Source organism: Microbacterium sp. S1037, assembly GCF_048381605.1.
GTDB lineage: Bacteria > Actinomycetota > Actinomycetes > Actinomycetales > Microbacteriaceae > Microbacterium > Microbacterium testaceum_B.
In genome coordinates, this window is the sequence record NZ_JBLWIG010000001.1 from 1,080,226 (window position 1) to 1,106,531 (window position 26,306).

Consider the following 26,306-nt stretch of genomic DNA (forward strand, 5'->3'; position numbering starts at 1 on the left):
GGGCGGACGACCGGCTCAGGCCGGGTCGCCGCCCAGCGGGCCGACGGCGGGGATCGGGCCGCCGTCGTCGGCGCCGGTTTTGCGGGCGCGGGCGATCGCGTTGCCGAGGTGGTAGATCACGAGGGCCGCGATCGAGCCGAGCACGATCGCGCCGAGCTGGAACTGGCCGATGTCCATCGTGAAGCCCGCGATCGCGAGCACCAGGGCCACGGCGCCCGTGTACTGGTTCACGGGGCGTGAGAAGTCGACGCGGTTGTCGACCCAGATCTTGATGCCGATGATCCCGATGAGGCCGTAGAGCGCGGTCGTGACACCACCGAGGACGCCGGGCGGGATGGTGTTGAACACGGCGCCGACCTTCGGCGAGAGGCTCAGCAGGATCGCGGCGAGACCGGCGACCCAGTACACCGCGGTCGAGTACACGCGGGTGGCGGCCATGACGCCGATGTTCTCGCCGTACGTCGTCGTGCCGGAGCCGCCGAACGAGCCCGCGAGGGTCGTGGCGACACCGTCGGCGATCAGGGCGCGTCCGGTGGAGCGGTTGGCCGTGGCATCCGTCATCGCCGCGACTCCGCGGACGTGGCCGACGTTCTCGGCGACGAGCACCAGGACGACGGGCAGGAACATCGCGATCACCGACCACGTGCCGGGCGAGGCGAAGTCGGGGAAGTGGAACTCCGGCAGTCCGACCCATGGGGCCGCTTCGACGGCGGCGAAGTCGATGAGGGCCTCGCCGGTCGTCACCTGGATCAGCACCGTGGCGACGTAGCCGACGATCACGCCGAGGAAGATCGACACGCGGCCGAGGAAGCCGCGGAAGAGCACGCTGAAGAGGATGACGGCGACCAGCGTGATCGTGCCGGTGAGCGGCTGCTTCTGGAAGCTGCCCCACGCCACCGGTGCGAGGTTGAAGCCGATGAGCGCCACGATCGCTCCCGCGACGACCGGCGGCATGACCTTGTCGACCCAGCCGAGTCCGGCGAACTGCACGACGAACCCGATCGCCGCGAGAAGCACGCCCACGGCGACGATGCCGGCGAGGGCCGAGCCGGTGCCGGCCGCCGTGGTCGCGGCGGTGATCGGGGCGATGAAGGCGAACGACGAGCCCAGGTAGCTGGGGAGCCGGTTCTTCGTGACGAGGAGGAACAGCAGCGTCCCGACGCCCGAGAACAGCAGCGTGGTCGAGACCGGGAAGCCGGTGAGCACCGGTACGAGGAACGTCGCTCCGAACATCGCGATGACGTGCTGAAGGCCGATCGCGACCGTCGCACCCCAGTTCAGGCGTTCGCCCGGGGCGACGACCGCGCCGGGCTCGACGGTGCGCCCGTTGCCGTGCAGCTTCCAGCGGAACATGTGTCTCCTTGGGTGGGGGGGGTCGGGGGTCCCTTCGACAAGCTCAGGGACGGTGCTCGGCTTAGGGACTGGTCCTCAGCTCAGGGGCCGGTGCTCGGGCTCGGCGCGCGGTGCTCGGGGGCGCATGCGGCGAGGAGGGAGCGGTGGCTGAGCTTGTCGAAGCCTCCGCGGGCGGGTCAGGATGCCGTCAGCAGACGCAGGAGTTCGGCGTAACGCTCGCGCGTCCGCTCGACGATCTCGGACGGGAGCACGGGCGGCTCGCCCTGCTTGTCCCAGTTCGCCGCGAGCCAGTCGCGGACGATCTGCTTGTCGAAGCTCGCCATCCGCTCGGCCGGAGTGGTCCCCGTGCGCCAGGACTCGGCATCCCAGTATCGAGAAGAGTCCGACGTCAGCACCTCGTCGGCCAGGGTCAGCACGCCCTGGGCGTCGAAGCCGAACTCGAACTTCGTGTCGGCGAGGATCAGCCCACGCGCCTCGGCGGTCGCCGCCGCGCGGCGGTAGATCTCGAGCGACAGGTCGCGCAGCGCCGCGGCGGTCTCGGCGCCGACGATCTCGACCGACCGCTCGAACGTGATGTTCTCGTCATGCTCGCCCATCGGCGCCTTGAACGCCGGAGTGTAGAGCGGCTCCGGCAGGCGGTCGCCGTCGTTCAGGCCCTCGGGGAGAAGGATGCCACAGACCGTGCGCGTCGCCCGATACTCCGCCCAGCCCGAGCCGGTGAGATACCCGCGAACGACGCACTCGATCGGCTGCATGTCGAGCGAGCGGACCAGCATGGCGCGTCCGCGCACGGCATCCGGGATCAGCTCCACCGCGTCGTCGTCCGCGAGCACGTGGTCGGCAGCGAGGTGATTCGGGATGCCACGCCCTCCGTCGCCGCCGGCGAGCTGGTCGAACCACCACAGGCTCAGAGTCGTCAGCAGCACGCCCTTGTCGGGGATGCCGGGGGAGAGCACGTGGTCGAATGCGCTCACGCGGTCGCTCGCGACCACGAGGAGGTGGGCGGGCGCGGCGTCGTCGGCGGTGTCGGCGGGAACGTAGAGGTCGCGCACCTTGCCGGAGTAGACGTGGCGCCAGCCGGCGAGATCGGCGGGGGGAGCGGAGGTCACCCGCTCATTATTGCGGGTGTCGACGCCCCGCACCGGCGCGGATTGTGCCACACCGCGCTTCGCGGCGCCTGCCCCCCGGCCCGCGGGACGCCGCTGACTACCGTTGATGGAATGACCGAGGCAGCCCCCGATACCGCGGTGAACATCGATCCCCATCTCGGTAGTCGCCACAAGACCATTCGCGGATGGGTGTTCTGGCCCGCCGCGGCCATCGCCCTGGCGTTCATCGCGTTCGCGCTGTTCTTCCCCGCCGCGGCCGAGGCCACGTTCGACACCGTGCAGACGACGATCGTCTCGACCTTCAACTGGTACTACGTGCTGATCGCGGCGTTCTTCGTCGTCTTCGCCCTCGCGATGGGCTTCAGCCGCTTCGGCAACATCAAGCTCGGTCAGGACGACGACGAGCCCGAGTTCTCGACGATGTCGTGGTTCTCGCTGCTGTTCGCCGCGGGCATGGGCATCGGCCTGGTGTTCTACGGCGTGAGCGAGCCGCTCAGCCACTTCGTCTCGCCCCGCCCCGGCGTCACGGGCACCCCCGCCGAGCTCGCGCAGCAGGCCATGTCGCAGACCTTCCTGCACTGGGGCGTGCACGCGTGGTCGATCTACGTCGTGCTGGGACTCGCGCTCGCCTACGCCTTCCACCGTCGCAAGCGTCCGCGCACCATCCGGTGGGCGCTGGAGCCGATCCTCGGTGCCCGCCTCGTGCAGGGCGGCTGGGGCAACGCGGTCGATGTCGCCGCCCTCGTCGGAACGCTCTTCGGCGTCGCGACGTCCCTCGGTCTCGGCGTCCTTCAGATCAGCGCGGGCCTGGACTTCCTCGGGGTCGTGTCGCCCAACATCGTCAGCCAGGCGATCATCATCGGCGTCATCACCGGCTTGGTGCTCTTCTCCCTGTTGTCGGGCGTCGGCAAGGGCATGAAGTGGCTGTCGAACATCAACCTCGTCCTCGCCGGGGTCCTGATGCTCTTCCTGCTCTTCGTCGGTCCCACCGAGTTCCTGCTCCGCGACGTCGTGCAGTCGATCGGCAACTACATCCAGAGCTTCGTCGGCCTGTCCTTCACGGTCAGCGCCTACGCGGGTGACGACGGCGTGGCGTGGCAGGGCGCCTGGACGGCCTTCTACTGGGGTTGGTGGATCTCGTGGGCCCCCTTCGTCGGGATCTTCATCGCGCGCATCTCGCGCGGTCGCACCGTTCGCGAGTTCGTCGTCGGGGTCATCCTGGTGCCCACGCTCGTCGGCATCCTGTGGTTCACCGTCCTCGGCGGCACCGCGATCTACGGTGAGCTGACCGGCACGGCGTCGTACACCGGTGCCGATGGGTCGGTCGACGTCTCGACGGCACTGTTCCAGATGCTCGAGGGTGTTCCGGGTTCCGTCGTGCTGATCGTCGGCTTCCTCATCCTCATCGCCGTGTTCTTCGTGACCTCCGCCGACTCCGGCGCGCTCGTGATGAGCATGATCGCGACGGGCGGCGAGGAGGAGCCGAAGAACTGGGTCCGTGTGTTCTTCGCCCTCGCCACCGCCGTCATCGCGTTCGCCCTGCTCATCGCGGGCGGGCTCACCGCCCTGCAGACCGCGGCGATCAGCATCGCCCTTCCCTTCAGCATCGTGCTGCTCGCGATCTGCTGGGCGACGGTGACGGCCTTCCGTCGCGAGATGCGCGCGTACGACAAGGCCGAGCGCGCGCAGCTGCGCGACGCGATCGGCGAGCACTACGGTCTCGAGGTCGAGGAGCCCAATCAACGCGGCATCTTCGGCATCCCGGTGCGCTGGGTGCGCCGCGCGGTACCGACCGCCGCGGCGCGGTCTTCCGCGCCTTCGGCCGAGACGCCTCCGTCGGCCCCGCCGGCCGACTCGTAGCGCGCTCGCGCGACGTCCGCGCTCACCCCTCCGTGGTCCCGCGCCTTGTCGGGCCGTTGAGTGTCCAAAACACGCGGACGCTTCGAAAATCCGTCCGGGTGTTCTGGACACTCAGCGCTGCCCGCGGGTGCGGGTGCGGGCGTGGGCGCGGGCGCGCGGCGCTGGGGCGTGGGCTCGCGCGGCGGCGCGAATGAGCGTATAGTCCACGTGGACTAGTCAGCACGGACCATGAGGAGGACGGATGCCGGACGCCAGCCGCCTCACCCCGATCGCCGTCATGATCCTCGCCACCCTGCGCGAGGCCGACATGCACACCTACGAGCTCGTGCGCCTGTTGAAAGAGCGCCGCGACGACCGGCTCGTCCCCCTGCAGAAGGGGACGATCTACCACACGGTCGCCCGTCTCGAACGGGACGGCCTGCTCGCCGAGGTGGGCGTCGACCGCGAGGGGAACCGTCCCGAGCGCACCACGTACACGCTTCTGGATGCCGGTCGCCAGGCCGTCGAGAACTGGGTCCGCGCCGAGCTGCCACAGATCGACCGTCAGAGCGACTTCCGCGTCGCCCTCTCCGAAGCGCACAACCTCGAGCGCGACGAGGTCGTCGCCCTGCTCGACCAGCGCCGCACGATGCTCGAAGCCTCCATCGCAGAGCATCGCGCCGGTCTCGAGTCCGCCGCCGATCGCGACACTCCCGAGCAATTCCTGGTCGAGCTGCAGCGCCAGGCTGCTCTGCTCGACGCCGAACTCGCGTGGCAGGACTCGCTGCGCGCGCGTCTCGTCGATCGCACCCTGCCCTGGGGCGTCGCCGAGATCCCCGAACACATCAAGAACAAGCACCGCGTCTCGAGGGAGACATTCGCATGACCGACGCCCGCGCCGCCTCGACGGCATCCACCCGAACCGGGTCGCACAAGACCCACGAACGCAGCCCCTGGCCCGCCCTCTGGGCGCTCGTCATCGGCTTCTTCATGATCCTCGTCGACACCACGATCGTCTCGGTCGCGAACCCCGCGATCAAGGCGGCTCTCGACCCGGACACCAACAACCTCGACAACGTCGTGTGGGTCACCAGCGCCTACCTGCTGACCTACGCCGTGCCGCTGCTCATCACCGGGCGCCTCGGCGACCGCTTCGGTCCGAAGAACATCTACCTGACGGGCCTCGCGATCTTCACGCTCGCCTCGCTGGCGTGCGGTCTCGCTCCCTCGCTCGAGGTGCTGATCGTCGCTCGTGCGGTTCAGGGCCTGGGGGCCGCGCTCATGACGCCGCAGACGATGGCCGTGATCACGCGTACCTTCCCGCCGCAGAACCGCGGTGCGGCCATGGGGCTGTGGGGCGCCACCGCCGGGGTCGCGACCCTCGTCGGGCCGCTCGCGGGCGGTCTGCTCGTCGACGGCCTCGGATGGGAATGGATCTTCTTCATCAACATCCCCGTCGGCATCATCGGTTTCGTCGCCGCGATGATCCTCGTCCCGCAGCTTCCGCGGACGGCGCACAAGTTCGACATCCTCGGCGTCGTGCTCAGCGCGATCGGTCTGTTCCTCATCGTCTTCGGTCTGCAGGAGGGGGAGCACTACTCGTGGGCGGCGTGGATCTGGGGGATGGTCGCCGCGGGTGTCGTCGTCATGGCGCTGTTCGTCTGGACGCAGGCGCGCAGCAAGGGGGAGCCCCTCGTGCCGCTCGACCTCTTCCGCGACCGCAACTTCTCGGTCGCGAACCTCGCCATCGCCGCGGTCGGTTTCACCGTGACGAGCATGGCTCTGCCGCAGATGTTCTACCTGCAGCTCGCGCGCGGCCTCACCCCGACCGAGTCGGCCCTGCTGCTCGTGCCGCTCGCGATCCTCTCGGGCGTGCTCGCTCCGTTCGCCGGCAAGCTCCTCGACCGCACCGACCCGCGCTTCCTGCTCGTGCCGGGGCTGCTGCTCGTCGGCGGATCGCTCGGCATCTACGTCGCGCTCATTCTGAACGATGCCCCGATCTGGGCTTTCCTCATCCCGTCCGCGCTGATGGGGGTCGGGAACGCCGGAATGTGGGGTCCGCTCGCGACCACCGCGACGCGCAACCTGCCGCCGCGCCAGGCGGGCGCCGGCGCCGGCATCTACAACACAACCCGGACCGTCGGATCGGTCATCGGCTCGGCATCCATCGCCGCCTTCATGCAGGCGCGCCTCGAGGCGAACCTGCCCGGGGCGGCGGATGCCTCGGCCTCTTTCGGCGGCGGAGCGTTGCCGCCCCAGGTGGTCGGCGGCTTCTCGCAGGCAATGGGGCAGTCGCTCGTCCTGCCGATCATCGTGATCGGTGTGGGTCTCGTCGCCGTGTTGTTCATGCGTCGCCCCTCGGTCATCCGCCCTCACGGTGCGCCGCGTGACGCGGCTCCCGCCGCGAAACCCGCGAACGCAGCGGCGAGCCAGTAGCGCTCGCTCCGGAACGCCGCCGTCTCCCCTGGGGATGGCGGCGTTCCGTGTCTGTCGGGCCCTACGCGCCCGCGTTGGCTGTGGGGGGAGATGCGCGTCCGATATCATACGTTTCGTTTCCCGGCTGTCCCACACGTTCCACCGGCCCGAGAGCAGGTGCAAGCGATCCGTGCCCACCGTCGATCTGCGGAGTTCCCCGAGAGGCCGTCGCGTCGTCTTCGCGCGGACGCAGCTTCCCTTCGCGCTCGGGCTCGTCTACGTCGCCGTCGTCGTCGCGATCGTCGATCTGCCCACCCTCGTCGAGACGATCTCGATCGCCGGGTTCTCCGTCGGCATCGTCGCGACCGTCCTCGCCAGGCTGGTCCCGTGGGAACGATTCCCGCCGGCATGGTTGCTGGCGGTGGCGGTGCTCGACATCGTCGCCGTGGCCTTCGTGCGCGCCGAGGTCGTCGAGGTGCTCCCCGGCGTCACTCTGTTGGCGATCTTCCCCATGGCCTGGGCCGCGTACTCGTTCGACTGGGTCGGGGTCGCCCTCGCGATCCTCGGTTCCGTGTTCATCGTCGCGTTCCGTTTCTTCTACGAGGGCGCGCCGCCGCAGTCCACCGCGGAGTGGGCGAACACCGTCACTCTGCCTCTGGGAATCGTCGCGTTCGCGGTGACCGCGTTCCTCGCGGCACGGAGGCTGAAGCGTCGTGAGGGCCAGCTTGCGCAAGCGACTCGTGCACAGTTGCGGGCCTTGTCGGAAGCTCAGGATGCCGAAGCTCTCGTGACCGGGATCCTCGACACCGTGGAGGCGGGCGTGGCGTTCTTCGACGCGGACGGTCGTCTCGGAGTCGCCAACGCGGCCGCTCGGACGATGGCGACTGCGGCCGGCTTCCGTCTCGACGAGCCCCCCTACGCGGGAGAGAACGTGCTCGCCGCGGACCGCCTCACGCGGATTCCTCCCGAGGAGCAGTTCATCCCGCGCGCACTCCAAGGGGAGATCTTCCGCGGACACCTCGCCTGGCTCGGGCCGCCCGATGCGCAGATGGCCGTTCTCGCCTCCTCGAACCAGCTCCGCAGGCGGGACGGATCCGTTCAGGGCACCGTCGTCGTCGCGCACGACGTCACCGACCTCGCCGACGCCATCGAGGTGCGCGAGCAGTTCCTCCGGACCGTCTCGCACGAGTTGCGCACGCCCCTCACCAGCGTGACCGGCTTCCTCGCCCTCATCGACGATGCCGTCGGCCACGAGGACCCGAAACTGCGGCAATACATCGACGTCGTCAACCGTCGCGCCGGCGACCTCCTCGACCGCATCACCGACCTCGTGTCGGCGACCGCCTGCGACCGTGACCTCCGCTTCGCCGACGTCGACATCGGGGAGATCGTGGATGCCGCAGCCCGGCGCATCGCGAAGCTCGCCGACGCGCGCTCGACACCCGTGCACGTCGCGCACGCCGCCCGCGTCCAGGTGCGCGCGGACCGCGATCGCCTGGAGGAGGCTGTCGCCGAGATCCTGACGAACGCCGTGAAGTTCGGCGAGCCGGAATCGCCTGTGTCCGTGTCCTGCTGCGCGCACGATGATCGCGTCCGGTTGACGGTGTCGAACGGGGGAGTCGGGCTCTCGCACGCTGAGCAGCGCCGAGTCTTCGACCGCTTCTACCGCACGGCCCACGCGCGCTCGCGCGCCGTCCAGGGGTATGGCCTGGGGCTGACGAGAGTGCGCGCGATCGTCAACGCGCATGCGGGGCGCGTGCACATCGAGAGCGATCCGGGCGAGCGGACGACGGTGACGCTGGAGCTTCCCGTCGTCGTTCCCGGGGCGCGCTGATCCGGCGGGATCTACCTCGGGCCTCACGGGGTCCCCGGCCGGCCACCCCCGCGCGCCCACAGGCGTGGTCCGCTGTGGCGTGCGGATCGAAAACCGCTTATACGACAGTATTGTGAAAGTGTACGTCAGCGCGTCGACTTGCAATCCTACGGGGTTTTACCCTCGTTGCACTCGTGCCTGACCGTGGTTCGCCTCAGGGTGGGCTTCCCGTATTGGGCTATATGGCTATATGGTGAATTACCAGAGCGGGACATCTCATACGTTCTCCGCCTTGCCTCTCGAAGGAGCCACCCATGACCGCTACTGTCACTGCCGTCCGTTCGTCTCCCGAGAGTGTTTCGGGCCGCGCGTGGCCCCGGGGCGCCGGCATCCTGATCCTCACCGGAGGTGTGCTGCTGACCGCTGCCACCGCCCTCGAGGTCGGAACCGACGTATCCTCCGAACCGGGGCCCGCCGCCGGATTCTGGGTGCTGTTCCTCGCGAGCACCCTCGCCCACGTCGCGGCGATGTTCCCGCTCGCTCTTGGCCGCGGCGACGGTCAGGGCGCGGTCGGCTCGTCGCTCGTGGGCAAGATCGCGCTGCTGGGCTTCGGTGCCTTCTTCCTCGCGAATCAGAGCATGTACCTCCTCGCGGCGTACCTCCTGCCGACGGCTGCACCCACCGACGGAGCGATGGTGTTCCTGTTCGCCATGAGCGCGGTCCAGGGCGTGCTGCTGCTGGTCGGGGGCATCGTCATCGTGCGGGCTCGTGTGCTGACAGGCGCTGCGCGGTGGGGGATCCTCGTGCTCTCGCTGGTCGGCTTCGCGCTCGGTGCCGTCATCAACGCGAGCTCGATCGAGGCCCTGACGAACACGATGTACTTCGTGTCCACGGGTGCGCAGATCGTCGCGGGGCTGCTCATCGCCCGGGCCGCCGTCGCCGCAGCGAAGTAGCGTGTGGGACGTGCCCCGCAGCTATCAGTCCCCCAAACGGCAGGCAGAGGCCGCCGCCACGCGCGCGAACATCGTCGACACGGCGGGCCGGCTCTTCGTCCGTGACGGCTACGTCGCCACCACCATCAAGGCGATCGCCGCCGAGGCGGGGGTGTCGATCCCGACGGTGCACCTGAACGGCCCCAAGCATGCTCTGCTGATCGCCGCCTTCGAGCGGACCTTCGCGGGTGACGAGGGGCGGCACTCGCTCACCGAGCGTCCCGCGCTCGTCGAGATCATGAGTGAGCCCGACACCGATACGGCGATCGGTCGGTACGTCGACTTCCTCATCGAGGCGAATCAGCGATCGGCGGCGATCGTCCGGGCCATGCTCGCTGCGGCTGACAGTGATGCGGAGGTGCGTTCCGCCTACCTCGAGCTGGAGATGCGGCGTCACCGCGACATGACGATCGGGGCCGGGTGGTTCCTGCAGCGCGAACGTATCCGCGTCGACCAGGTCGCCATCGCCGCCGACGTGCTCGGCCTCATCACGGGACCCGATCCCTGGACGCACTTCATCGTCGCCCGCGGATGGGACCTCGCCACCTATCGGTCGTGGCTCACGGCGCAACTCATCCACCTCGCCGACAATCTCGCGTGAACGCGCGGCGGGGACGTCCGGAAAGAACAGGAAATGACCTCCTCCGCCCTCATCTGCAGCATGCCCGCCGTCGGTCACGTCGGCCCGCTCCTCGTCGTCGCCACTGAACTGCAGCGTCGCGGGTGGGACGTACGCCTGCTCACCGGTGCCCGATACCGATCGATGGTCGAGGCGGCCGGCATCCGATTCCTCCCCCTTCCGCCCGAGGCCGACACGCTCGACGACATCGGAACGGGCGACGACGTGCGCGAGCGGGGACTCGCGACGATCAACCGCGGTGTCGAGCGGGCGTTCCTCGATCCCGCCGGCCCCGCGGCGGCCACCCTGGAGCACGTCCTCGCGGAAGAACCGGTCGATGTCGTGCTGCACGACATGCTCTTCCTGGGGGTGCAGACCCTCTTCGGGCGACCGCGCTCCGAGCGTCCCCTCACCGTCATGTGCGGAATCACCGCCGCGGGATTCTCGAGTCGCGATACCCCGCCTTACGGTCTCGGCATCACGCCCCTGCGTCAGCCGGTGCTGAACCGTCTGCGCAATCGGGTCCTCGGCGTGACGGCGAAGGCCGTGCTGCGGCCGGTCCATCGGTCGCTGGACCTCTTCCTCGCCGGTGTCGGGGCGCCACCCCTGAACGGCGCGTTCTTCATGGACGTGCTCTCGCGCAGCGACCTGCTCGCGCAGTTCACGGTCGAAGAGTTCGAGTACCCCCGCACGGACGCCCCCGACAACCTGCGTTTCTACGGCCCCATGGCGACGGCGGCCGCCCGACCGACGCCGGCACCGGCGTGGTTCGACGAGCTCGACCCGGCCCTCCCGCTCGTGCACGTCACGCAGGGCACCGTCGCCAACACCGACTACGGCGAGGTGATCGAGCCGACTCTCACAGCCCTGGCGGATCTGCCCGTCCAGGTCGCCGTGACCACCGGCGGGCGCGCCGTCGAGACGCTCCCGCCTCTGCCGGCGAACGCCTTCGCGGCGAGCTACCTGCCGTACGACGAACTGCTCGCCCGCACGAGCGTGCTCGTGACCAACGGCGGGTACGGCGGGCTCCACCACGCGATGCGCCACGGCGTGCCGATCGTCATCGCCGGCGACTCCGAAGACAAGGTCGAGACCTCGGCCCGTGTTCAGCACGCCGGAGTGGGCGTGAACCTGCGCACGGGTCGCCCGACTCCGGATGCCATCCGCTCGGCCGTCCAACGGATCCTCGGCGACCCGCGATACGCGGCCCGCGCGCGAGCGATCGGCGACGCGATCGACGCCGCTCCGGGCGCGGCGGGTCTCGTCGACGACGTGGAGGCGATGGTCGCCGCCCGCGGCTGATCCGCGCCGCGCGCGCCTCGTCGCCCGCCGCGGCGGTGGCACCGCCGGGCCGTCGTGCGGAGTTCGTGGTGAAACGCCGGGGTGGTGGCATCCTGGGGCGGCGTGTCGGGTGTGGAGTCCGCGTGACGGTCCGGGCTGCGGCATGATCGCCGCCGCGGTGTTTCGCGGGGTGGTCGCCGCGGGGCGGGGGCCTCGCGGTACCGTCGTGCGGAGTTCGTGGTGAAACGCCGGGGTGGTGGCATCCGGGGTCGGCGTGTCGTGTGTGAACTCCGCGTGACGGCCCACGGCCCACGGCCCACGGCCCACGGCGCCCGGGCTCGTGTCGCTCCGGTCGGGCGAAACTCCCGCCGCTAGCCGCGCGGGGGTGCCGTCGAGCCGCGCACGATCAGTTCCGACGGCAGGACCGCTGCCTCGTCCGGTGTCGTGCCGGCCATCGACTGCAGCAGGAGCTCGACGGCGAGGGCTCCGGAGCGCGCGATCGGCATGCGCACGGTGGTCAAGCTCGGGGTGACCGCGCCGGCGAGCTCGATGTCGTCGATGCCCACGATGCTCACGTCGTCGGGGCAGACGCGGCCGAGCTCGCTCATCCCCGCCTCGAGGCCCAGGGCCACGAGGTCGTTGTACGCGATCACGGCGGTCGCGCCGCTCGCGACGGCCGCCGCCGCGCTCGCCCGCCCGCCCTGGATCGACGCCGCGTGATTGCTGAGGCGCGTCAGGCGGATGCCGTGCCGTTCGCACGCGCGACCGACGGTGTGCGCGCGCTGGTCGTCGGCCCACGAGCCGTGCGGGCCGGAGGCGTACGCGATGTGCGTGTGACCGAGGGCGGCGAGGTGCTCGACGGCCTGGCTCGGACCCCGGTCGGCGTCCATGATGACGCACGCGACCCCGGGGATGAGGCGGTTGATGACGACGTGCGGGGTGTCGCCGATGAGCGCGAGCACGTCCGCCTCGGGCAAGCGCGGGGAGCAGAGCAGCAGGCCGTCGGCCTTGCCGGCGAGTTCGATGGATTCGCGCTCGCGGCGCAGGTCTTCGTCGGCGTCGTAGAGCACGATGCGGTGGCGGCCGTGCCACGCCTGCCCCTGGATGGCCTTGAGGAGGGTCGCGTAGACCGGGTTCGCGGCATCCGGAACGACGACCGCGATCGTCCGCGCTCCCGTCGCGACCTGCGAGGTGGTGTAGCCGAGCTCGGCGGCGGCGAGACGCACGCGTTCGAGCGTGGCGGCGGCGAGTCGTTCGGGCTCGCCGAAGGCGCGGGAAGCCGTGGCGATGGAGACCCCGGCGTGCCGGGCGACGTCGGTGAGGGTTGCCGCCATTCCTTCTCCTTCGAGCTGTCGTCCCATCATCGTGCATCACGCTGTGTAAACAGTTGACAAGTTTGTACAAACACTGCACACTCCTTGTATGCCGATCATCGACGATCCCTCCGGACCGACCGCGAGCCTTCGACGCGAAGCGCGGGCGTCCGTGGCCGTTCCCGCGGCACCGGGAGCCGCCGGCATCCTCCACCTCGGCCTCGGAAGTTTCCACCGCGCGCACCAGGCGGTCTACACCGCCGCCGCCCTTCGCGCCGAAGGCGGCGACTGGGGCATCATCGGCGTCGCTTCGCGCTCCCGCCGGGTCGTCGACGCCCTGCACGCCCAGGATCACCTCTACTCGGTCGCCACGATCTCGCCCGAGGGGACGACGCTCAGCATCCCCGGGGCCCACACCGACTCGTACGTCGCCGCCGACGATCCGGCCCGAGTGGTCGCCGACCTCGCCGACCCGTCCCTCCGCGTCGTGACGCTCACGGTGACCGAGAACGGATACAGCTTCTCGCCGTCGACGCAGCGCCTCGACGTCACCGATCCGCGGGTGCGCGCCGACCTGCGCGGGGGAGCGCCGAGTTCGACCATCGGTCAGCTCGCCCGCGGGCTCCAGGCGCGCGCCGCGGCCGGTGGCGCGCCGCTCTCGATCCTCAGCTGCGACAACCTGCTGTCCAACGGCTCGCACACCGAGAAGCTCGTCCGCGAGTTCCTGCAGGAGCTTCCGGATGCCGAGGGCGCCGACGTCCTGGCCTACCTCGACAGCGCCGTGACCTTCCCCTCGAGCATGGTGGACCGCATCGTCCCCTCGACCACCGGCGAGCTCACCGACCGTGTCGCTGCGCTGCTGGGCCTGCGGGACGACGCACCCGTTCCGGCCGAGCCGTTCACGATGTGGGCGATCGAAGACCGCTTCGCGGCGGGGCGCCCGGCGTGGGAGGCAGGCGGAGCGGTGTTCACCGATGAGGTCGGTGCGTACGAGCAGCTCAAGGTGCGCCTGCTCAACGGCACCCACTCGCTCATCGCCTATCTCGGCGCGCTGCGGGGCGTTCCGACGATCCCGGATGCCATCGCCTTGGATGATGTCGAAGCCGCGGCCGCGGCCGTGCTGCGTGGGGAGTACGAGCCCTCGGTCTCGGCCCCGGCCGGTGTCGACATCGAGCAGTACGAGCGCGAACTGTTCGCGCGGTGGGGCAACAGCGCCCTCGGACACCGGACGAGCCAGGTCGGTTCGGACGGATCGGTCAAGCTCGCCCAGCGCATCCCGGGCCCGCTTGCCCACGCCTTCGACCGCGGCGAGTTCCCGCACCTCATCGCGCTGACCGTCGCGGCCTATCTCGCCTGCATCGCCCCTCCGGCCGGGTTCGATCCGGGCGCGCACGCCGCGGCGATGACCGACCCCGCCCGCGAGCGCCTCACCGCGGTGCCCACGCGCGGCGGACGTGACGTCGCGCACCGCGCCATCGTCGATCTGCGGCTGTTCGGCGACGACGTCGCCCACCGCACCGCTTTCGTCGATCGGGTCGGTGACCTCGTCGACACGATCGTTCAGCGTGGCGTCGAGAGCGCCATCGCCGACAGCCTCGCCGCGGCGGGCAGCCTGGCGCGCCCCACCCTCTGACCACCGGGCGCCTTGCGGGGCGCGAGACACGAAGGAGACGCGATGAAGCTTCTCGCGATCCACGGCGCGGAAGACATCCGCTGGGAAGACCGTCCCACCCCCGAGCCGGGTGACGGCGAAGTGCGCCTGCGCGTGCGCTACGTCGGCATCTGCGGATCGGACCTGCACTACTACTTCCACGGCAAGAACGGCGAGTACGCGGTGCGCGAGCCGCTCGTCCCCGGTCACGAACTGTCGGCCGAGGTCGACCTCGACCCCTCCGGCCGCCTCGCGCCGGGGACGCCCGTCACGGTGCACCCCGCGCGCTTCGGTCCGTCCGTTCCGGGGTTGGAGGACCGCCCGCACCTCCGCGCGGGCGGCGACTACCTCGGCAGCGCGGCGGGCTTCCCCCACCGTCAGGGCGGTGCCGCCGAGATGCTCGTCGTCGAGGAGCACATGATCCGCGTCCTCCCCGAGGGGCTCTCCCTGGAGCGTGCCGCGCTCGCCGAGCCCTTGGCCGTCGCGGTCCACGCGGCGAGCCTCGCGGGCGACCTGACGGGAAAGCGCGCCCTCGTCATCGGCGCAGGGCCCATCGGTCTGCTCGTCATCGCCGCGGCCGTGAACGCGGGTGCCGCGGTCGTGGGCGCCAGCGACGTGCGCCCCGAGCCCCTCGACCGGGCGCGATCGCTCGGCGCGACCGAGACGTTCCTCGTCGGCACCGACGCGATCGACCCCGAGTCCTTCGACGTCGTGTTCGAGTGCTCGGGCGTGGGCGTCGCGCTGACGCAGGCCGTCCGCGCCGCCCGTCGAGCCGGCACCGTCGTGCAGGTCGGCATGCTCCCCGATTCCGAGATCGGCGTGAACCTCGCCTCGATGCTCGCCAAGGAGCTCACCGTACGCGGCGCGTTCCGCTTCTCGACCGAGATCGACGACGCGATCGCCCTGCTCGCCTCGACCGACGCCCTCGACGCGGTGGTCTCCCACGTCATCCCCGCCGCCGATGCGGTCGCCGCGTTCGCCACGGCGCGCGACTCGTCGGCATCCGCCAAGGTCCTTCTCTCGCTCTGACCCACCACTCGACTGCACCACCCGTCATCACTACGAAGGAGTAATCCGATGAGCAGTTCTTCCGCCCCCGGCGTCGACGCCTCGACGCCTCCGCCCGTCGCCAAACGGTCGGTCGGCGACCTCGCCCGCGCCGCCGTCTCGGGCTGGCTCGGCACCGCGCTGGAGTTCATGGACTTCCAGCTGTACTCGCTGGCCGCCGCCCTCGTCTTCAGCCAGATCTTCTTCGCGGGAGGCGACGCGGCCATGGCGGTCGTGCTCGCAATGGCCACGTACGGTGTGGGCTACGTCGCGCGCCCGGTGGGCGCGTTCGTCTTCGCCCGCATCGGCGACAAGATCGGCCGCAAGCAGGTGCTGTTCTACACGATCCTGCTCATGGGGGCGGCGACCACGCTGATCGGCGTGCTGCCCACATACGAGCAGGTCGGCATCCTGGCCCCGATCCTCCTCGTGATCCTGCGCCTGGCCCAGGGCTTCGGCGCGGGCGCCGAGATCTCGGGTGCGGGCGTCATGCTCGCCGAGTACGCCCCCGACAACCGCCGCGGCATCGTCGCCTCGCTCGTAGCCCTCGGCACGAACTGCGGAACGCTCTTCGCCTCCGGCATCTGGGCGATCCTGCTCGCCGTGATGATGGAGAGCGACGTCATCGCGTGGGGTTGGCGGATCCCCTTCATCGGCAGCGCCGTCATCATGCTCTTCGCGCTCTGGGTGCGCTTCAACCTCAAGGAGAGCCCGGTCTTCGAGGAGCGCACCGATGTCGTCGACGGCAAGGCGCTCTCGCGCGCCGAGCTGCACAAGGTCGCCACCGAGACCAACGACATCCGCACGCTCGAGTCGCTGCAGAAGAAGCCGCTCAAGGCCGTGCTCGTGTCGTTCTTCCTGCGCTTCGGCCAGGCGGGCAACTCCGGCATCGTGCAGACCTACCTCATCTCGTTCATCACGATCACGCTCGCCATCTCCAAGGAGGTCGGACCCGAGATCGTCATCGTCTCGTCGCTGATCGGCTTCGTCACGATCCCTGTCGTCGGCTTCCTCGGCGACAAGTTCGGCCGCCGTCGCATGTACATCGTCATGTCGGCGCTGTCTCTGCTGCTCATCGTGCCGACGCTGCTGCTGATCAACTCCCGCGAGGTGGGCTGGATCTTCGTCGGCTACGCGCTGATCCACAACATCTCGGTGCTGGGTCTGGCATCCATGGAGAACATCTCGATCCCCGAGATCTTCGGTGCCCGCAACCGTTACACCCTCACCGCGGTCGTCCGCGAGATCGCGGCGATCATCGCCACCGGTGTCGGCCCGGTCGTCGCCGCCGCGTGGGTGGCCGCCGCCACCGGCAGCATCGTCCCGATCATGGTGCTCATGGGCGTGTTCACCGCCTCGGCGCTGGTCGCCGCGATCGTCGCCCCCGAGTGGACCGGTCGCGACCTGACCGACCCGCGCGCCGCGATGTGAACCGCGGGGCCGCCATCGCGCGGCCCCGCACCCGGCCGCCCACGTTGCGGCCCCGGGCGGACTCGTGACGGCGAGTCCGCCCGGCATCCTCCCCCCTTCGACGAGCCCGGCTCCACCGGCGCGTCCCCTCGACCAGAAAGACCCTCATGAGCATCGCCTCCGTCGACGTCATCGTCACGAGCCCCGGCCGCAACTTCGTCACCCTCAAGGTCACCACCAGCGACGGCGTCGTCGGATGGGGGGATGCCACCCTCAACGGCCGCGAGCTGTCCGTCGCCTCGTACCTTTCCGACCACCTCGCCTCGATGCTGATCGGCCGTGACGAGGACCGCATCGAAGACACGTGGCAGTACCTCTACCGGGGCGCCTACTGGCGGCGGGGACCCGTGACGATGGCCGCGATCGCCGCGGTCGACATGGCGCTGTGGGACATCAAGGCGAAGAAAGCCGGGATGCCGCTGTACCAGCTGCTCGGAGGTGCCAGCCGCGACGGCGTGCGGGTCTACGCCCACGCCTCGGGAACCGACTTCGCCGCCCTGTCGAACGCGATCACCGGGTATCGCGAACTCGGGTTCACGGCCGTTCGCGTGCAGACCGGCGTCCCCGGCCTCGGACAGATCTATGGCGTTTCGTCGACCGGCCCGGGCGTGCGCTACGACTACGAGCCGGCCAAGCGCTCGGGCGACCGGCCGTCCGAGGAGACCTGGGACACGCGCCAGTACCTCAACCACATGCCCGGGGTGTTCGCGCAGATCCGCGAGGAGTTCGGGACCGACCTGCGGATCCTGCACGACGGCCATCACCGCATGACGCCGATCGAGGCCGCGCGTTTCGCGAAGGACATCGAGCCCTACGACCTCTTCTGGCTCGAGGACGCCACCCCCGGCGAGGACCAGACGGCGCTGCGCCTCATCCGTCAGCACTCCACCACGCCGCTCGCCATCGGCGAGGTCTTCAACACCGTGTACGACTACCAGACGCTCATCACCGAGCGCCTGATCGACTACGTCCGCTCGGCCGTCACCCACACGGGCGGCATCACCGCGATGAAGAAGCTCCTCGACTTCGCCGCGATCTACGGCATCCGCTCCGGCATCCACGGTCCCACCGACATCTCGCCCATCGGTATGGCCGCGGCCCTGCACCTCGACCTCGCGATCCACAACTTCGGCATCCAGGAGTACATGCCGCACAACGAGCAGACGCTGGAGGTCTTCCAGACCTCGTTCACCTTCGACAAGGGCTTCCTGCACCCGGGCGACCAGCCCGGTCTCGGCGTCGAGCTCGACGAGGAGGCTGCCGGCGCGTTCGAGTACGCCAAGGCCTACCTGCCGGTGAACCGCCTGCTGGATGGGACCGTCCATGACTGGTGAGCTGCCCGCCCGCACGCTCGCGTCGAAGCTCGTCGTCGTCGCCCGCGCCTCGGCGGCGTCGGACTACGCACCCGTCCTCAGCGCGCTCGCCGAGGCGGGGGTGCAGAGCGTCGAGCTGACGCTCACGACCCCGGGCACCTTCGACGCCTTCGCTGCCCTGCGCTCGTCGTTCGACGGCGACCTCGGCATCGGCACGGTCACCGACCTCGAGCAGCTCGAGCGCGCGATCGAGGTCGGCGCCGATTACGTCGTCACGCCGATCACCTCTCCCGCGCTCGTGGCGCGGGCGGTGGACGCCGGCATGCCGATCATCCCCGGCGGCCTCACCCCGACCGAGCTGTTCTCGTCGTGGTCGGCGGGCGCGTCGGCGGTGAAGGTGTTCCCGGCGGGCCAGGTCGGCCCCGGATACCTGAAAGACCTGCGCGGACCGTTCCCCGACATCGCCGTGGTCCCCTCGGGAGGAGTGGATGCCGATTCCGCGGCCGCCTGGCTCGCGGCGGGCGCCGTGGCCGTCAGCGTCGGCGGACCGCTCCTCGGTGACGCGTTCCGTGGCGGCGACCTCGGCGCGCTCCGCGACCGGGCACAGCGCTTCGTGGAGGTGTGCGCGTCGTGACGCGCGTCGTCACCCTCGGCGAGACCATGGCCCTCGCCCGCACGACCGAGATCGGCTCGTTGCGTCACGCGTCGACGCTCGCGCTCGGCATCGGCGGAGCCGAGAGCAACGTCGCGGTCGGGCTGCAACGCCTCGGCATCGACGCGGCGTGGCTCGGCCGTGTCGGAGACGACCCTCTCGGAGAGCGCATCGCCCGCGAGCTCCGGGGCGAGGGGCTCGACGTTCTCGCGCTCGTCGACGCCGGAGCCCCCACGGGCCTGATGATCAAGGAGCGCCCGTCCGCGGCATCCACTGCCGTGCACTACTACCGCCGCGGTTCGGCGGGTTCGCGGCTGGCTCCCGATGACCTGCCGGCCGGGTGGATCGAGGGTGCCGATCTTCTGCACGTCACCGGCATCACGCCCCTGCTGTCCGACACCGCGCGCTCCACCGTGCTCGCGGCCGTCGAACGGGCACGCGCCGCGCGGATCCCGGTGAGCTTCGACATCAACTACCGTTCGGCGCTCGCCGTCGCCGAGATCGCCGGTCCGGTGCTGCGCGAGATCGCGGAGCGCGCGACGCTCGTGTTCGGGGGCGTCGAGGAGCTCGACCTGCTGGGGCCGGATGCCGCGGCCTCGCTCCTCGCGGCGGGAGTCGCGCAGGTGGTCGTCAAGCGCGGACCCGAGGGTGCCGCCGTCTTCACGACCGACGGTCTGACGGAGGCGCTCGGCTTCGTGATCGAGCCGCTCGACACGGTCGGGGCGGGCGACGCGTTCGTCGCCGGGTACCTCAGCGCGTGGCTCGAAGACTCACCCACCGAGGACGCCCTCGTCCGGGGCAACGCGTGCGGAGCGATGGCCTGCCTCGTCCCCGGTGACTGGGAGGCGGCCGCGACGCGTCGCGACCTCGAGCGGTTCCTCGCGGGCGGTGGGGATCCGGTGCGGCGCTGACGCCGCTCGGCGCTCAGGGCGTGATCGCGTCGACGAAGACCCGCGCCTCGTCGATCAGGTCGGCCCACGTCGCCGCTCCGGCATCCATCGGCACCTCGACCCACTCGCGCAGGGGTCGACCGCGCATGACCATGGGGCCTGCGCGCCCTTCGGCGATGAGCTCGCCCGCGCGCTCCTCCGAGAGCTTCACGACCAGCGAGCCGTTGTGCACGACGAACGCGAACACCTTCGCGCGGACGCGCAGCCCCTGGGTGCCGAACATGCGACCGATGTCGATGTCGGGCAGCAGGCACTGCCGCTCCGCGATCGGGTCGAAGATCTCGTGCGCGCGGGCCATGGCATCCCTGTCGACCATGGCCAGAGGGTAGCGGCGCGGGTCAGTCCGCGGCGACCTTCGCGGCGATGTCGGTGCGGTACTGGCCACCCTCGAGGCCGATGCGCTCGAGTCCCGCGTAGGCGGCGGCGCGCGCCTCGCGGAACGTCGACCCCAGGGCGACGACGCTGAGCACGCGCCCACCTGTCGCCGTGAATCCGTTACCGGATGCCGCCGTCGCGGCGTGGGCGAGGTGGACGCCGTCGACCTCGTCGGCGTCGTCGATGCCGGTCAGGGGGCGACCGGTGACCGGTGCCTCGGGGTATCCCTCGCTCGCGAGCACGACCGTCACGGCGGCGGCTTCGGCGAAGGCCGGGCGCGGGCGGTCCTCGAGCGTTCCCGAGGCCGCGGCGAGCAGCAGCTCCGACAGCGGGTCGATCAGGCGGGGCAGCACGACCTGGGTCTCGGGGTCACCGAACCGAGCGTTGAACTCGATGACTTTGATGCCGTTGTCGGTCAAGATGAGGCCGGCGTAGAGGAGTCCGATGAACGGGGTGCCCTCGGCATCCATCTCCCGGATCACGGGCTCCGCGATCTCGCGGGTGACCTGGTCGACGAACTCGGCCTCGCTGCCGAACCGCTCGTCGAGCCAGGGCAGCGGCGAGTACGCCCCCATGCCGCCGGTGTTCGGGCCCTCGTCGCCGTCGCGCAGGCGTTTGAAGTCCTGCGCGGGGCTCAACGGGAGCACGTGGTCGCCGTCGCTGAGGAAGAACAGCGACACCTCGGGGCCGGAGAGGAACTCCTCGACCAGCACCGCGCCGGTGACGAGGTAGGTCGTAGCGTGCGCGATCGCGGCCTCGCGGTCGGAGGTGACGATCACTCCCTTGCCCGCGGCGAGTCCGTCGGCCTTGACGACGTAGGGCGCGCCGTACTCGTCGAGCGCGGCTTCGACGGTGGGGAGGTCGGCAGCGCGCACCGCGCGTCCGGTGGGCACCCCCGCGGCATCCATGATCCGCTTCGCGAAGGTCTTCGAGCCCTCGAGCTGCGCGGCGGCCTTGCCCGGACCGAAGACAGGGATGCCGTGCTCGCGCAGGGCGTCGGCGACTCCGGCGACCAGCGGTGCTTCGGGTCCGACGACGACGAGGTCGATCGCCTCGTCCTTCGCGAACGTGAGCACCTCGGCGGGGTCGTTCGCGTCGAGCGCCACGAGGTGTGCGTCGCGCGCGATGCCGGCGTTGCCCGGGGCGGCGAAGATCGCGTGCGATGCCTCTTCGGAGCGCAGGGCGAGGATGATGGCGTGCTCGCGCGCGCCCGAACCGAGGACCAGGATTCTCACGCGGCCAGCCTACCGAGCGGGCTCCGCGCGCGTGGCGCGCGCACGGCATGGACGGTGCGGCGGTGGCCCGTGCGGCGGCGGCCCGTGCGGTGCGGGCTGCGCGGTAGGTACGCGCGGTCGCGGTCGTGCGGCGGACGGGCACGCGGCCCGCGCGCGTGCCCCGCGAGTACCGTGGATGCCATGCCCCCACGTCGTATCGAGACCGGCGACGGCCGGGCCGCCCTCGAGGCGGTGGCCGCCGGCGACGCCCCGCGCCCGGCGACGGCGACCGCCGTGCGCTACCTGCTGCAGCTGCTCGCCGAGAAGGCCCCGGGCAACTCCGTCGAGATGCGGGTGCCGCCGTTCGGTGCCGTACAGGTGATCGAGGGCCCCCGACACACGCGCGGCACCCCGCCCAACGTCGTCGAGACCGACGCCGCCACCTGGATCGCCGTCGCCACGGGCCAGGAGCACTGGACGGATGCCGTCGCCGCCGGCCGCATCGTCGCCTCGGGCGTCCGCGCCGACCTGAGCGCGCTGTTGCCGTTGCGGCCGTAGGGCATGGCGTCGTCGCGCGCGATCGACCCTGACGGGTCCGCCGTTCTGATCTCGGTCCGTCCCGTGTGATCGGCAGAGAACGCTTCACGTCGGAGTGGATGGCCGAGCGCTTCGCGGGCTGTGGCGTCGGGCTAATCGGTGGGCGAAACTTCCGAGCAAGAACCTGAGGACCGAAGAGGCACTTCCCACCCGTGTGGCGCTGTGATCCCGTGCCCTCGATCCAGTGCGCGGTCAGGACTCACCCTCCACGTCGTGAGCTGCGCTCGTGAGGGGTGGGCGCGGCCCGCGCCAACCTCGGTGAATGCGTCGCGTACGTGGCGCTATCGACTACCGGGGGGCTGCCGATGTCTTTGCTTGCATGCCGTATTTCTGGGACGGGCGTGTCTTTGCCGTCGCGGGTGGTTCACACCGAGGAGGTCGCGCGACTGTGCGGTATCACGACCGAGGAAGCGATCAGACGTTCGGGCGTCGTCACTCGTCGCTGGCTCAGCGACGGAGAGGACCCGCTTGATCTCGGCATCGAAGCCGCGCACCGAGCGCTGAAGTCCGCGAACCTCTCGGTGGCGGACATCGATGTCGTCATCAACGCCTCAGGCACGCCCCTGCAGCCGATTCCCGATGGCGGTTCGATCATCGCGGCTGCGCTCGGTCTGCCGATGGGTGGGTACGCGTACTCGATGCACGGGACGTGTCTCTCCTTTCTCTTCGCGCTGCGCGAAGCGGCATTCCTGGTCAGTTCGGGCCGTGCTCGAAACGTCCTCGTGGTGTCGATGGAGGGCGGCAGTCGAGGGCTGAACTTCGATCAGCTCGAAAGCTCATTACTGATCGGGGACGCTGCGGGCGCGGTGGTCGTCAGCCGACCGGTGAACCCTCAGCAGGGCGTTGTCTCGTCGCAGTTCTTACTCGATACGAAGGGTGTCCGGTCGGCAGAGATTCGGGGAGGTGGCTCGCGTCTCCCGGCCGGATCTGTCCGGGGGAATGCAGCGGACTACCAATTCGATATGGACGGCATGAAACTCATGGGGGGTGCGCTGAGGGTCCTTCCCCGGTTCCTTGAGAGCATCGAACCGAAGTTGAGCAAGGGGGCGCCGAGCGTCGATAGGGTCGTGCCGCATCAGACCAGCCGCGCGGGCATCGAACTGATGGCGAAGCTGTGGTCGCCCGAGAAGGTCGTCGTCACGCTCCCCGAGCTCGGAAACACGATCGCGGCGAGTATTCCCGTCGCGCTCCACCGGGCGCAGATCGCCGAGGGCGAGCGTCTCCTCCTCGTCGGGACAGGGTCGGGCACGCTCTACGGCGGCGTGATCTACCAGCACTGAAGGACGCAGCAGATGGCATCCGGAACCGGGCTGCGCGCCACGGCGCTGTCGCGCGAGTACGGCACGGGACCGACAAGGGTCATGGCTCTCGATCAGGTCTCCGTGCACCTGCGACCGGGCGGGCTCGCGGCGATAGTCGGACGATCGGGGTCGGGCAAGAGCACGCTGCTGAACGTGCTCGGAGGGATGGACACACCCGACTCTGGTCATGCCGAACTGAACGGCGCCACGTTCACGGGCACGGGCCCGCGAAAGCTCACGGAGTTCCGTCGCGACCGCGTCGGATTCGTGTTCCAGTTCTACAACTTGCTCCCGCAGCTCACGGCGCTCGAGAACGTCGAGCTGGCCCGCCGCCTCCCGTCTCGTAAACGCGCGGACGTGCCGACGTCGATCGAACTGCTCGAGCGCGTCGGGCTGCGTGATCGCGCAGGCTATTTTCCTCCGCAGCTGTCGGGCGGCCAGATGCAGCGGGTCTCGATCGCGCGGGCGCTGGCGAAGGGGCCCGACGTGCTGCTGTGCGATGAGCCGACGGGAGCCCTCGACTCGGCATCCGGGGTCGAGGTGATGGCCCTGTTGACGGACGTCGCCCGCGAGGGCCGCACGATCGTGGCGGTGGTCACGCACGACCCCGCGATCCGCGACCTCGCTGATCACATCGTCGAGATGCGCGATGGGCGGGTCGTGGCCGACTCCCGCCCGCCCGTCTCATGAGCGTCCCGGCCCTGCTGCGTCGCAAGCTCGTGCGCGATCTGCGGATCCGCGCGGCGCAGTTCGGCGCCGTCTTCGTCATGAGCGCGCTATGCCTCGCCGTGTACGGCGGGCTCGAGGGCGGGTGGCGGGGGATGCAGGTCGAGCAGGAGCGGATGGATGCGGAGGCCCACCTCGCCGACGTCTGGATCACCGCGTCGTCCGTGTCGCCCGAACAGTTCGACGCGCTGCGGGGTCTTTCGGGGGTCTCGGATGCGGAGACGTCGGGTCTCGTCGATGCGACCGTCGTCGATGGTCGAAGCGTCCTCGTCGTAAGCGCACTGCCGGAACGGATCGACGTCCCGGAATCGGTAGACGGAGGCCTGGACGGTCTCTCGGACGACCAGATCGCTCTCGACGCCGCGTTCGCTTCGGCGCACGCGCTTCGGGTGGGGGACACCGTGCGGCTACGGATCGCGGGGACGGATCACTCCTTCACCGTCGCGGCGTCGGTGCGGGCAGTCGACCGGGTGTCGGATACCGGCGTCGATGGTCTGTACGCGCCTGACCCGGCGGCGTACGGGTATGCCTACGTCTCGCGGCAGCAGATGCAAGCTCTCGGTCCGAGTCGTGTATCCGTTGCCCTGGCGGGCTCGCCTGAGCAGATCATGGCCGAGGCGCCCGGGCTGCTCGGGGCGGAACGCCTGACCATATCCGATCGCTCCTCTCAGCCGGGAGTGGTGGGGTTGACCGACCGCATTCGACAGATCCGCAGTCTGTCTCTGTTGTTCCTCAGCCTGTTCGTCGTGGTCGCGATGCTGGCGATGTTCACCTCGATGCGGCGACTGGTCGACATGCAGCAGCGCGACATCGCGACGCTGAAGGCGCTCGGTGTCACCGACGCGGAGCTGCGACGGCACTACTCCCAGTACGCCGTCGTCGTCGCTCTGGGGGCCTTCGTCGGCTTCGCGTTCGCCCCCGTGCTCTCTCTTTTCGTCCTGGATTCTCAACGGTCGAGCTTCGGATTGATCACCTGGATTCCGGCGTACACCCCCGCGCCTGTGGCGCTGGCGGTCGCTCTGGTCGCGGGTGCGTCGATCGTGTCGGTCGTCGCCACTCGCGCGGCGCGGCGCGCGGAGCCGGCCGCGGCGATGCGCGGAGGGGGCGCGACGGCCCGGCGCGTCTTTCCGCGGCTCCGACGATTGTCGCCGCTGAACGCGTGGGGCCTGCGGGAGATCGCGGTAGCGCGCGGACGACTTCTCACGGCGCTGGCCGCCACGGTGGGCGGGACCACGCTTCTCATCGCGGGATTCGGGATGCCGGATTCCTTGCACCACCAGGTCGCGCGGTCGTTCGAATCGCAATACCTCTTCGACGCGCAGGCGCGGCTCTCTCCGGGCGCGTGGTCGCAGCAGGGTGAGGCCCTGGCATCCGGAATCGCCGACGTCCAGTGGCAGATGACGTTCCTCGCGCCAGGTGACGCTCTGTCAGGGGGAGAAGCCGTGAACGTCCTGTCGGACGGCGACCTCTATCGCCTGTCGGACGCTGACACCGCCGTGGCACTACCCGCCGATGGTGCGCTCGTGAGTATCGCGCTCGCCGACGCGCGCGGGATCGCGCTCGGGGATGAGGTCACGGTGCTTCCGCCTGGCTCCGCGAGGGGCGTCGCCGTCACCGTGCGCGGGGTCACTGACGCGGCGGAGCCGCAGGGACTCTTCCTCTCGCGGTCCGCGTGGGAGCGCGCGGGCGGCGTTTTCGAACCGAACGTGCTGCTTGCAAGGGGGGCTGAGGCCGCCGAGGTCCTCGACGGTCGACCCGGAATCGCGAGCGTCCTGACACACGACGCCCGGCGCGCGAACGCCGAGCAGGTGATCGACGGCCTCGGCGACGTCTTCGCGCTCATCAAAGGGTTTGGGCTGCTGCTGACCATGGTCGTGTTGGTGAACCTGGGGGCTCTGGCATTCGCCGAGCGCACCCGCGATTACGCCACACTCGCGGTGCTGGGAGTGCGTCCGCGCGAGATCCGAGCGCTCCTGCTGCGCGAGAACGTCGCCGTCACCGTCGCCGGTGCGGTCATCGGCATCCCTACCGGCATCGCCTTTCTGTCGGCGTACCTCGCGGTCTTCCGCACGGACCGCATCGTCTACGCACCGGCCGCATCGCCGGCCGCCATCGCGCTGTGCGTCGTCATCGTCGTGGGGTGCGGCCTGAGCGCATCTTTCCTCCTGGCGCGTCGTCTGCGTCGGGTTGACGTGCTGGGGGCGTTGAAGGGCGCTGAGTAGATCCGACCACCTCATTCCCGCTCCACGAGGTGTAAGGCGTCGGCGTGCCGGGTG

The 26,306-nt window shown here is 70.1% G+C and carries 22 protein-coding genes; 17 read left to right on the plus strand and 5 right to left on the minus strand.

From position 1 onward, the window contains the following. Positions 1-15: 15 nt before the first annotated feature. Positions 16-1,353 carry a uracil-xanthine permease family protein gene (locus ACMW4R_RS04770; RefSeq protein WP_058630325.1) on the minus strand — a complete coding sequence of 446 codons (1,338 nt, stop codon included), beginning with the start codon at positions 1,351-1,353 and terminating at the stop codon, positions 16-18. Positions 1,354-1,529: 176 nt separating this feature from the next. Then, positions 1,530-2,462: a phosphoribosylaminoimidazolesuccinocarboxamide synthase gene (locus tag ACMW4R_RS04775; protein WP_418299304.1), complete on the minus strand. Its 933-nt coding sequence runs from the start codon at positions 2,460-2,462 to the stop codon at positions 1,530-1,532. Between the two features lie 111 nt (positions 2,463-2,573). Between ACMW4R_RS04775 and ACMW4R_RS04780 the strand changes: the two genes are divergently transcribed. The 7 genes from ACMW4R_RS04780 (at position 2,574) to ACMW4R_RS04810 (ending at position 11,442) form a co-directional block, all read left to right on the plus strand. Then, positions 2,574-4,322 carry a BCCT family transporter gene (locus ACMW4R_RS04780; RefSeq protein WP_058630275.1) on the plus strand — a complete coding sequence of 583 codons (1,749 nt, stop codon included), beginning with the start codon at positions 2,574-2,576 and terminating at the stop codon, positions 4,320-4,322. A gap of 241 nt (positions 4,323-4,563) precedes the next feature. Further along, on the plus strand, positions 4,564-5,187 hold the full coding sequence (locus tag ACMW4R_RS04785; protein ID WP_418299305.1) for a PadR family transcriptional regulator: 624 nt from the start codon (positions 4,564-4,566) through the stop codon (positions 5,185-5,187). Continuing rightward, the gene (locus tag ACMW4R_RS04790) at positions 5,184-6,737 is read left to right on the plus strand and encodes a DHA2 family efflux MFS transporter permease subunit (protein WP_418299306.1); all 1,554 of its coding nucleotides are present in this window, start codon (positions 5,184-5,186) and stop codon (positions 6,735-6,737) included. Before ACMW4R_RS04785 ends, ACMW4R_RS04790 begins: the two co-directional genes overlap by 4 nt. Positions 6,738-6,906: 169 nt before the next feature. Further along, the gene (locus ACMW4R_RS04795) at positions 6,907-8,550 is read left to right on the plus strand and encodes a sensor histidine kinase (RefSeq protein ID WP_418299307.1); all 1,644 of its coding nucleotides are present in this window, start codon (positions 6,907-6,909) and stop codon (positions 8,548-8,550) included. A 293-nt stretch (positions 8,551-8,843) separates the two neighbouring features. Continuing rightward, positions 8,844-9,482: a hypothetical protein gene (locus ACMW4R_RS04800; protein WP_418299308.1), complete on the plus strand. Its 639-nt coding sequence runs from the start codon at positions 8,844-8,846 to the stop codon at positions 9,480-9,482. A gap of 10 nt (positions 9,483-9,492) precedes the next feature. Then, entirely contained in the window at positions 9,493-10,122 is a 630-nt protein-coding gene (locus ACMW4R_RS04805; protein ID WP_193752691.1) for a TetR/AcrR family transcriptional regulator, read from the plus strand. Between the two features lie 33 nt (positions 10,123-10,155). Then, positions 10,156-11,442, plus strand: a complete 1,287-nt coding sequence (locus ACMW4R_RS04810) for a glycosyltransferase (RefSeq protein ID WP_418299309.1) — start codon at positions 10,156-10,158, stop codon at positions 11,440-11,442. 350 nt (positions 11,443-11,792) lie between these two features. Here ACMW4R_RS04810 and ACMW4R_RS04815 read toward each other — a convergent pair whose 3' ends face one another. Further along, positions 11,793-12,755, minus strand: coding sequence for a LacI family DNA-binding transcriptional regulator (locus ACMW4R_RS04815; RefSeq protein ID WP_058626434.1), 963 nt, complete (start codon positions 12,753-12,755; stop codon positions 11,793-11,795). An 88-nt stretch (positions 12,756-12,843) separates the two neighbouring features. Between ACMW4R_RS04815 and ACMW4R_RS04820 the strand changes: the two genes are divergently transcribed. The 6 genes from ACMW4R_RS04820 (at position 12,844) to ACMW4R_RS04845 (ending at position 19,778) form a co-directional block, all read left to right on the plus strand. Further along, positions 12,844-14,367 (plus strand): mannitol dehydrogenase family protein, encoded by a 1,524-nt coding sequence (locus tag ACMW4R_RS04820; RefSeq protein ID WP_418299310.1) that lies wholly within the window; start codon positions 12,844-12,846, stop codon positions 14,365-14,367. A gap of 42 nt (positions 14,368-14,409) precedes the next feature. Continuing rightward, positions 14,410-15,414 (plus strand): zinc-binding dehydrogenase, encoded by a 1,005-nt coding sequence (locus ACMW4R_RS04825; protein ID WP_418299311.1) that lies wholly within the window; start codon positions 14,410-14,412, stop codon positions 15,412-15,414. Positions 15,415-15,462: 48 nt separating this feature from the next. Beyond that, the gene (locus tag ACMW4R_RS04830; protein ID WP_058597519.1) at positions 15,463-16,863 is read left to right on the plus strand and encodes an MFS transporter; all 1,401 of its coding nucleotides are present in this window, start codon (positions 15,463-15,465) and stop codon (positions 16,861-16,863) included. Positions 16,864-17,009: 146 nt separating this feature from the next. Then, entirely contained in the window at positions 17,010-18,236 is a 1,227-nt protein-coding gene (gene manD, locus ACMW4R_RS04835; protein WP_058614335.1) for a D-mannonate dehydratase ManD, read from the plus strand. Beyond that, positions 18,226-18,849: a bifunctional 4-hydroxy-2-oxoglutarate aldolase/2-dehydro-3-deoxy-phosphogluconate aldolase gene (locus ACMW4R_RS04840; protein ID WP_058626438.1), complete on the plus strand. Its 624-nt coding sequence runs from the start codon at positions 18,226-18,228 to the stop codon at positions 18,847-18,849. Before manD ends, ACMW4R_RS04840 begins: the two co-directional genes overlap by 11 nt. Further along, on the plus strand, positions 18,846-19,778 hold the full coding sequence (locus ACMW4R_RS04845) for a sugar kinase (protein WP_418299312.1): 933 nt from the start codon (positions 18,846-18,848) through the stop codon (positions 19,776-19,778). Before ACMW4R_RS04840 ends, ACMW4R_RS04845 begins: the two co-directional genes overlap by 4 nt. 13 nt (positions 19,779-19,791) lie before the next feature. Here the strand turns inward: ACMW4R_RS04845 and ACMW4R_RS04850 are convergent, their stop codons facing one another. Together ACMW4R_RS04850 and purD are read right to left on the minus strand one after the other, a co-directional pair. Further along, on the minus strand, positions 19,792-20,133 hold the full coding sequence (locus tag ACMW4R_RS04850; RefSeq protein ID WP_418299313.1) for a TfoX/Sxy family protein: 342 nt from the start codon (positions 20,131-20,133) through the stop codon (positions 19,792-19,794). A gap of 22 nt (positions 20,134-20,155) precedes the next feature. Beyond that, positions 20,156-21,427, minus strand: coding sequence for a phosphoribosylamine--glycine ligase (gene purD, locus ACMW4R_RS04855; RefSeq protein WP_363338546.1), 1,272 nt, complete (start codon positions 21,425-21,427; stop codon positions 20,156-20,158). Between the two features lie 180 nt (positions 21,428-21,607). On the opposite strand from purD, the gene ACMW4R_RS04860 reads away from it, so the two are divergent. The 4 genes from ACMW4R_RS04860 (at position 21,608) to ACMW4R_RS04875 (ending at position 26,252) form a co-directional block, all read left to right on the plus strand. Beyond that, positions 21,608-21,964, plus strand: coding sequence for a sterol carrier family protein (locus ACMW4R_RS04860; protein WP_058597514.1), 357 nt, complete (start codon positions 21,608-21,610; stop codon positions 21,962-21,964). A 344-nt stretch (positions 21,965-22,308) separates the two neighbouring features. Next, positions 22,309-23,283: a 3-oxoacyl-ACP synthase III family protein gene (locus ACMW4R_RS04865; RefSeq protein ID WP_058614331.1), complete on the plus strand. Its 975-nt coding sequence runs from the start codon at positions 22,309-22,311 to the stop codon at positions 23,281-23,283. Positions 23,284-23,295: 12 nt separating this feature from the next. Further along, positions 23,296-23,994 (plus strand): ABC transporter ATP-binding protein, encoded by a 699-nt coding sequence (locus ACMW4R_RS04870; RefSeq protein ID WP_058628378.1) that lies wholly within the window; start codon positions 23,296-23,298, stop codon positions 23,992-23,994. Beyond that, on the plus strand, positions 23,991-26,252 hold the full coding sequence (locus ACMW4R_RS04875; RefSeq protein WP_418299314.1) for an FtsX-like permease family protein: 2,262 nt from the start codon (positions 23,991-23,993) through the stop codon (positions 26,250-26,252). The genes ACMW4R_RS04870 and ACMW4R_RS04875 overlap by 4 nt, the downstream gene beginning before the upstream one ends. The last annotated feature ends 54 nt before the right edge of the window (positions 26,253-26,306 follow it).

Bases quoted from the DNA above. Each gene is read 5' to 3' on its own strand.
- ACMW4R_RS04810 (WP_418299309.1), top strand. From the start codon at position 10,156: ATGACCTCCTCCGCCCTCATCTGCAGCATGCCCGCCGTCGGTCACGTC.
- ACMW4R_RS04865 (WP_058614331.1), top strand. From the start codon at position 22,309: ATGTCTTTGCTTGCATGCCGTATTTCTGGGACGGGCGTGTCTTTGCCG.
- ACMW4R_RS04830 (WP_058597519.1), top strand. From the start codon at position 15,463: ATGAGCAGTTCTTCCGCCCCCGGCGTCGACGCCTCGACGCCTCCGCCC.
- ACMW4R_RS04840 (WP_058626438.1), top strand. From the start codon at position 18,226: ATGACTGGTGAGCTGCCCGCCCGCACGCTCGCGTCGAAGCTCGTCGTC.
- ACMW4R_RS04800 (WP_418299308.1), top strand. From the start codon at position 8,844: ATGACCGCTACTGTCACTGCCGTCCGTTCGTCTCCCGAGAGTGTTTCG.
- ACMW4R_RS04785 (WP_418299305.1), top strand. From the start codon at position 4,564: ATGCCGGACGCCAGCCGCCTCACCCCGATCGCCGTCATGATCCTCGCC.
- ACMW4R_RS04820 (WP_418299310.1), top strand. From the start codon at position 12,844: ATGCCGATCATCGACGATCCCTCCGGACCGACCGCGAGCCTTCGACGC.
- manD (WP_058614335.1), top strand. From the start codon at position 17,010: ATGAGCATCGCCTCCGTCGACGTCATCGTCACGAGCCCCGGCCGCAAC.
- ACMW4R_RS04770 (WP_058630325.1), bottom strand. From the start codon at position 1,353: ATGTTCCGCTGGAAGCTGCACGGCAACGGGCGCACCGTCGAGCCCGGC.
- ACMW4R_RS04875 (WP_418299314.1), top strand. From the start codon at position 23,991: ATGAGCGTCCCGGCCCTGCTGCGTCGCAAGCTCGTGCGCGATCTGCGG.
- ACMW4R_RS04780 (WP_058630275.1), top strand. From the start codon at position 2,574: ATGACCGAGGCAGCCCCCGATACCGCGGTGAACATCGATCCCCATCTC.
- ACMW4R_RS04825 (WP_418299311.1), top strand. From the start codon at position 14,410: ATGAAGCTTCTCGCGATCCACGGCGCGGAAGACATCCGCTGGGAAGAC.
- ACMW4R_RS04850 (WP_418299313.1), bottom strand. From the start codon at position 20,133: ATGGTCGACAGGGATGCCATGGCCCGCGCGCACGAGATCTTCGACCCG.
- ACMW4R_RS04870 (WP_058628378.1), top strand. From the start codon at position 23,296: ATGGCATCCGGAACCGGGCTGCGCGCCACGGCGCTGTCGCGCGAGTAC.
- ACMW4R_RS04860 (WP_058597514.1), top strand. From the start codon at position 21,608: ATGCCCCCACGTCGTATCGAGACCGGCGACGGCCGGGCCGCCCTCGAG.
- ACMW4R_RS04815 (WP_058626434.1), bottom strand. From the start codon at position 12,755: ATGGCGGCAACCCTCACCGACGTCGCCCGGCACGCCGGGGTCTCCATC.
- ACMW4R_RS04790 (WP_418299306.1), top strand. From the start codon at position 5,184: ATGACCGACGCCCGCGCCGCCTCGACGGCATCCACCCGAACCGGGTCG.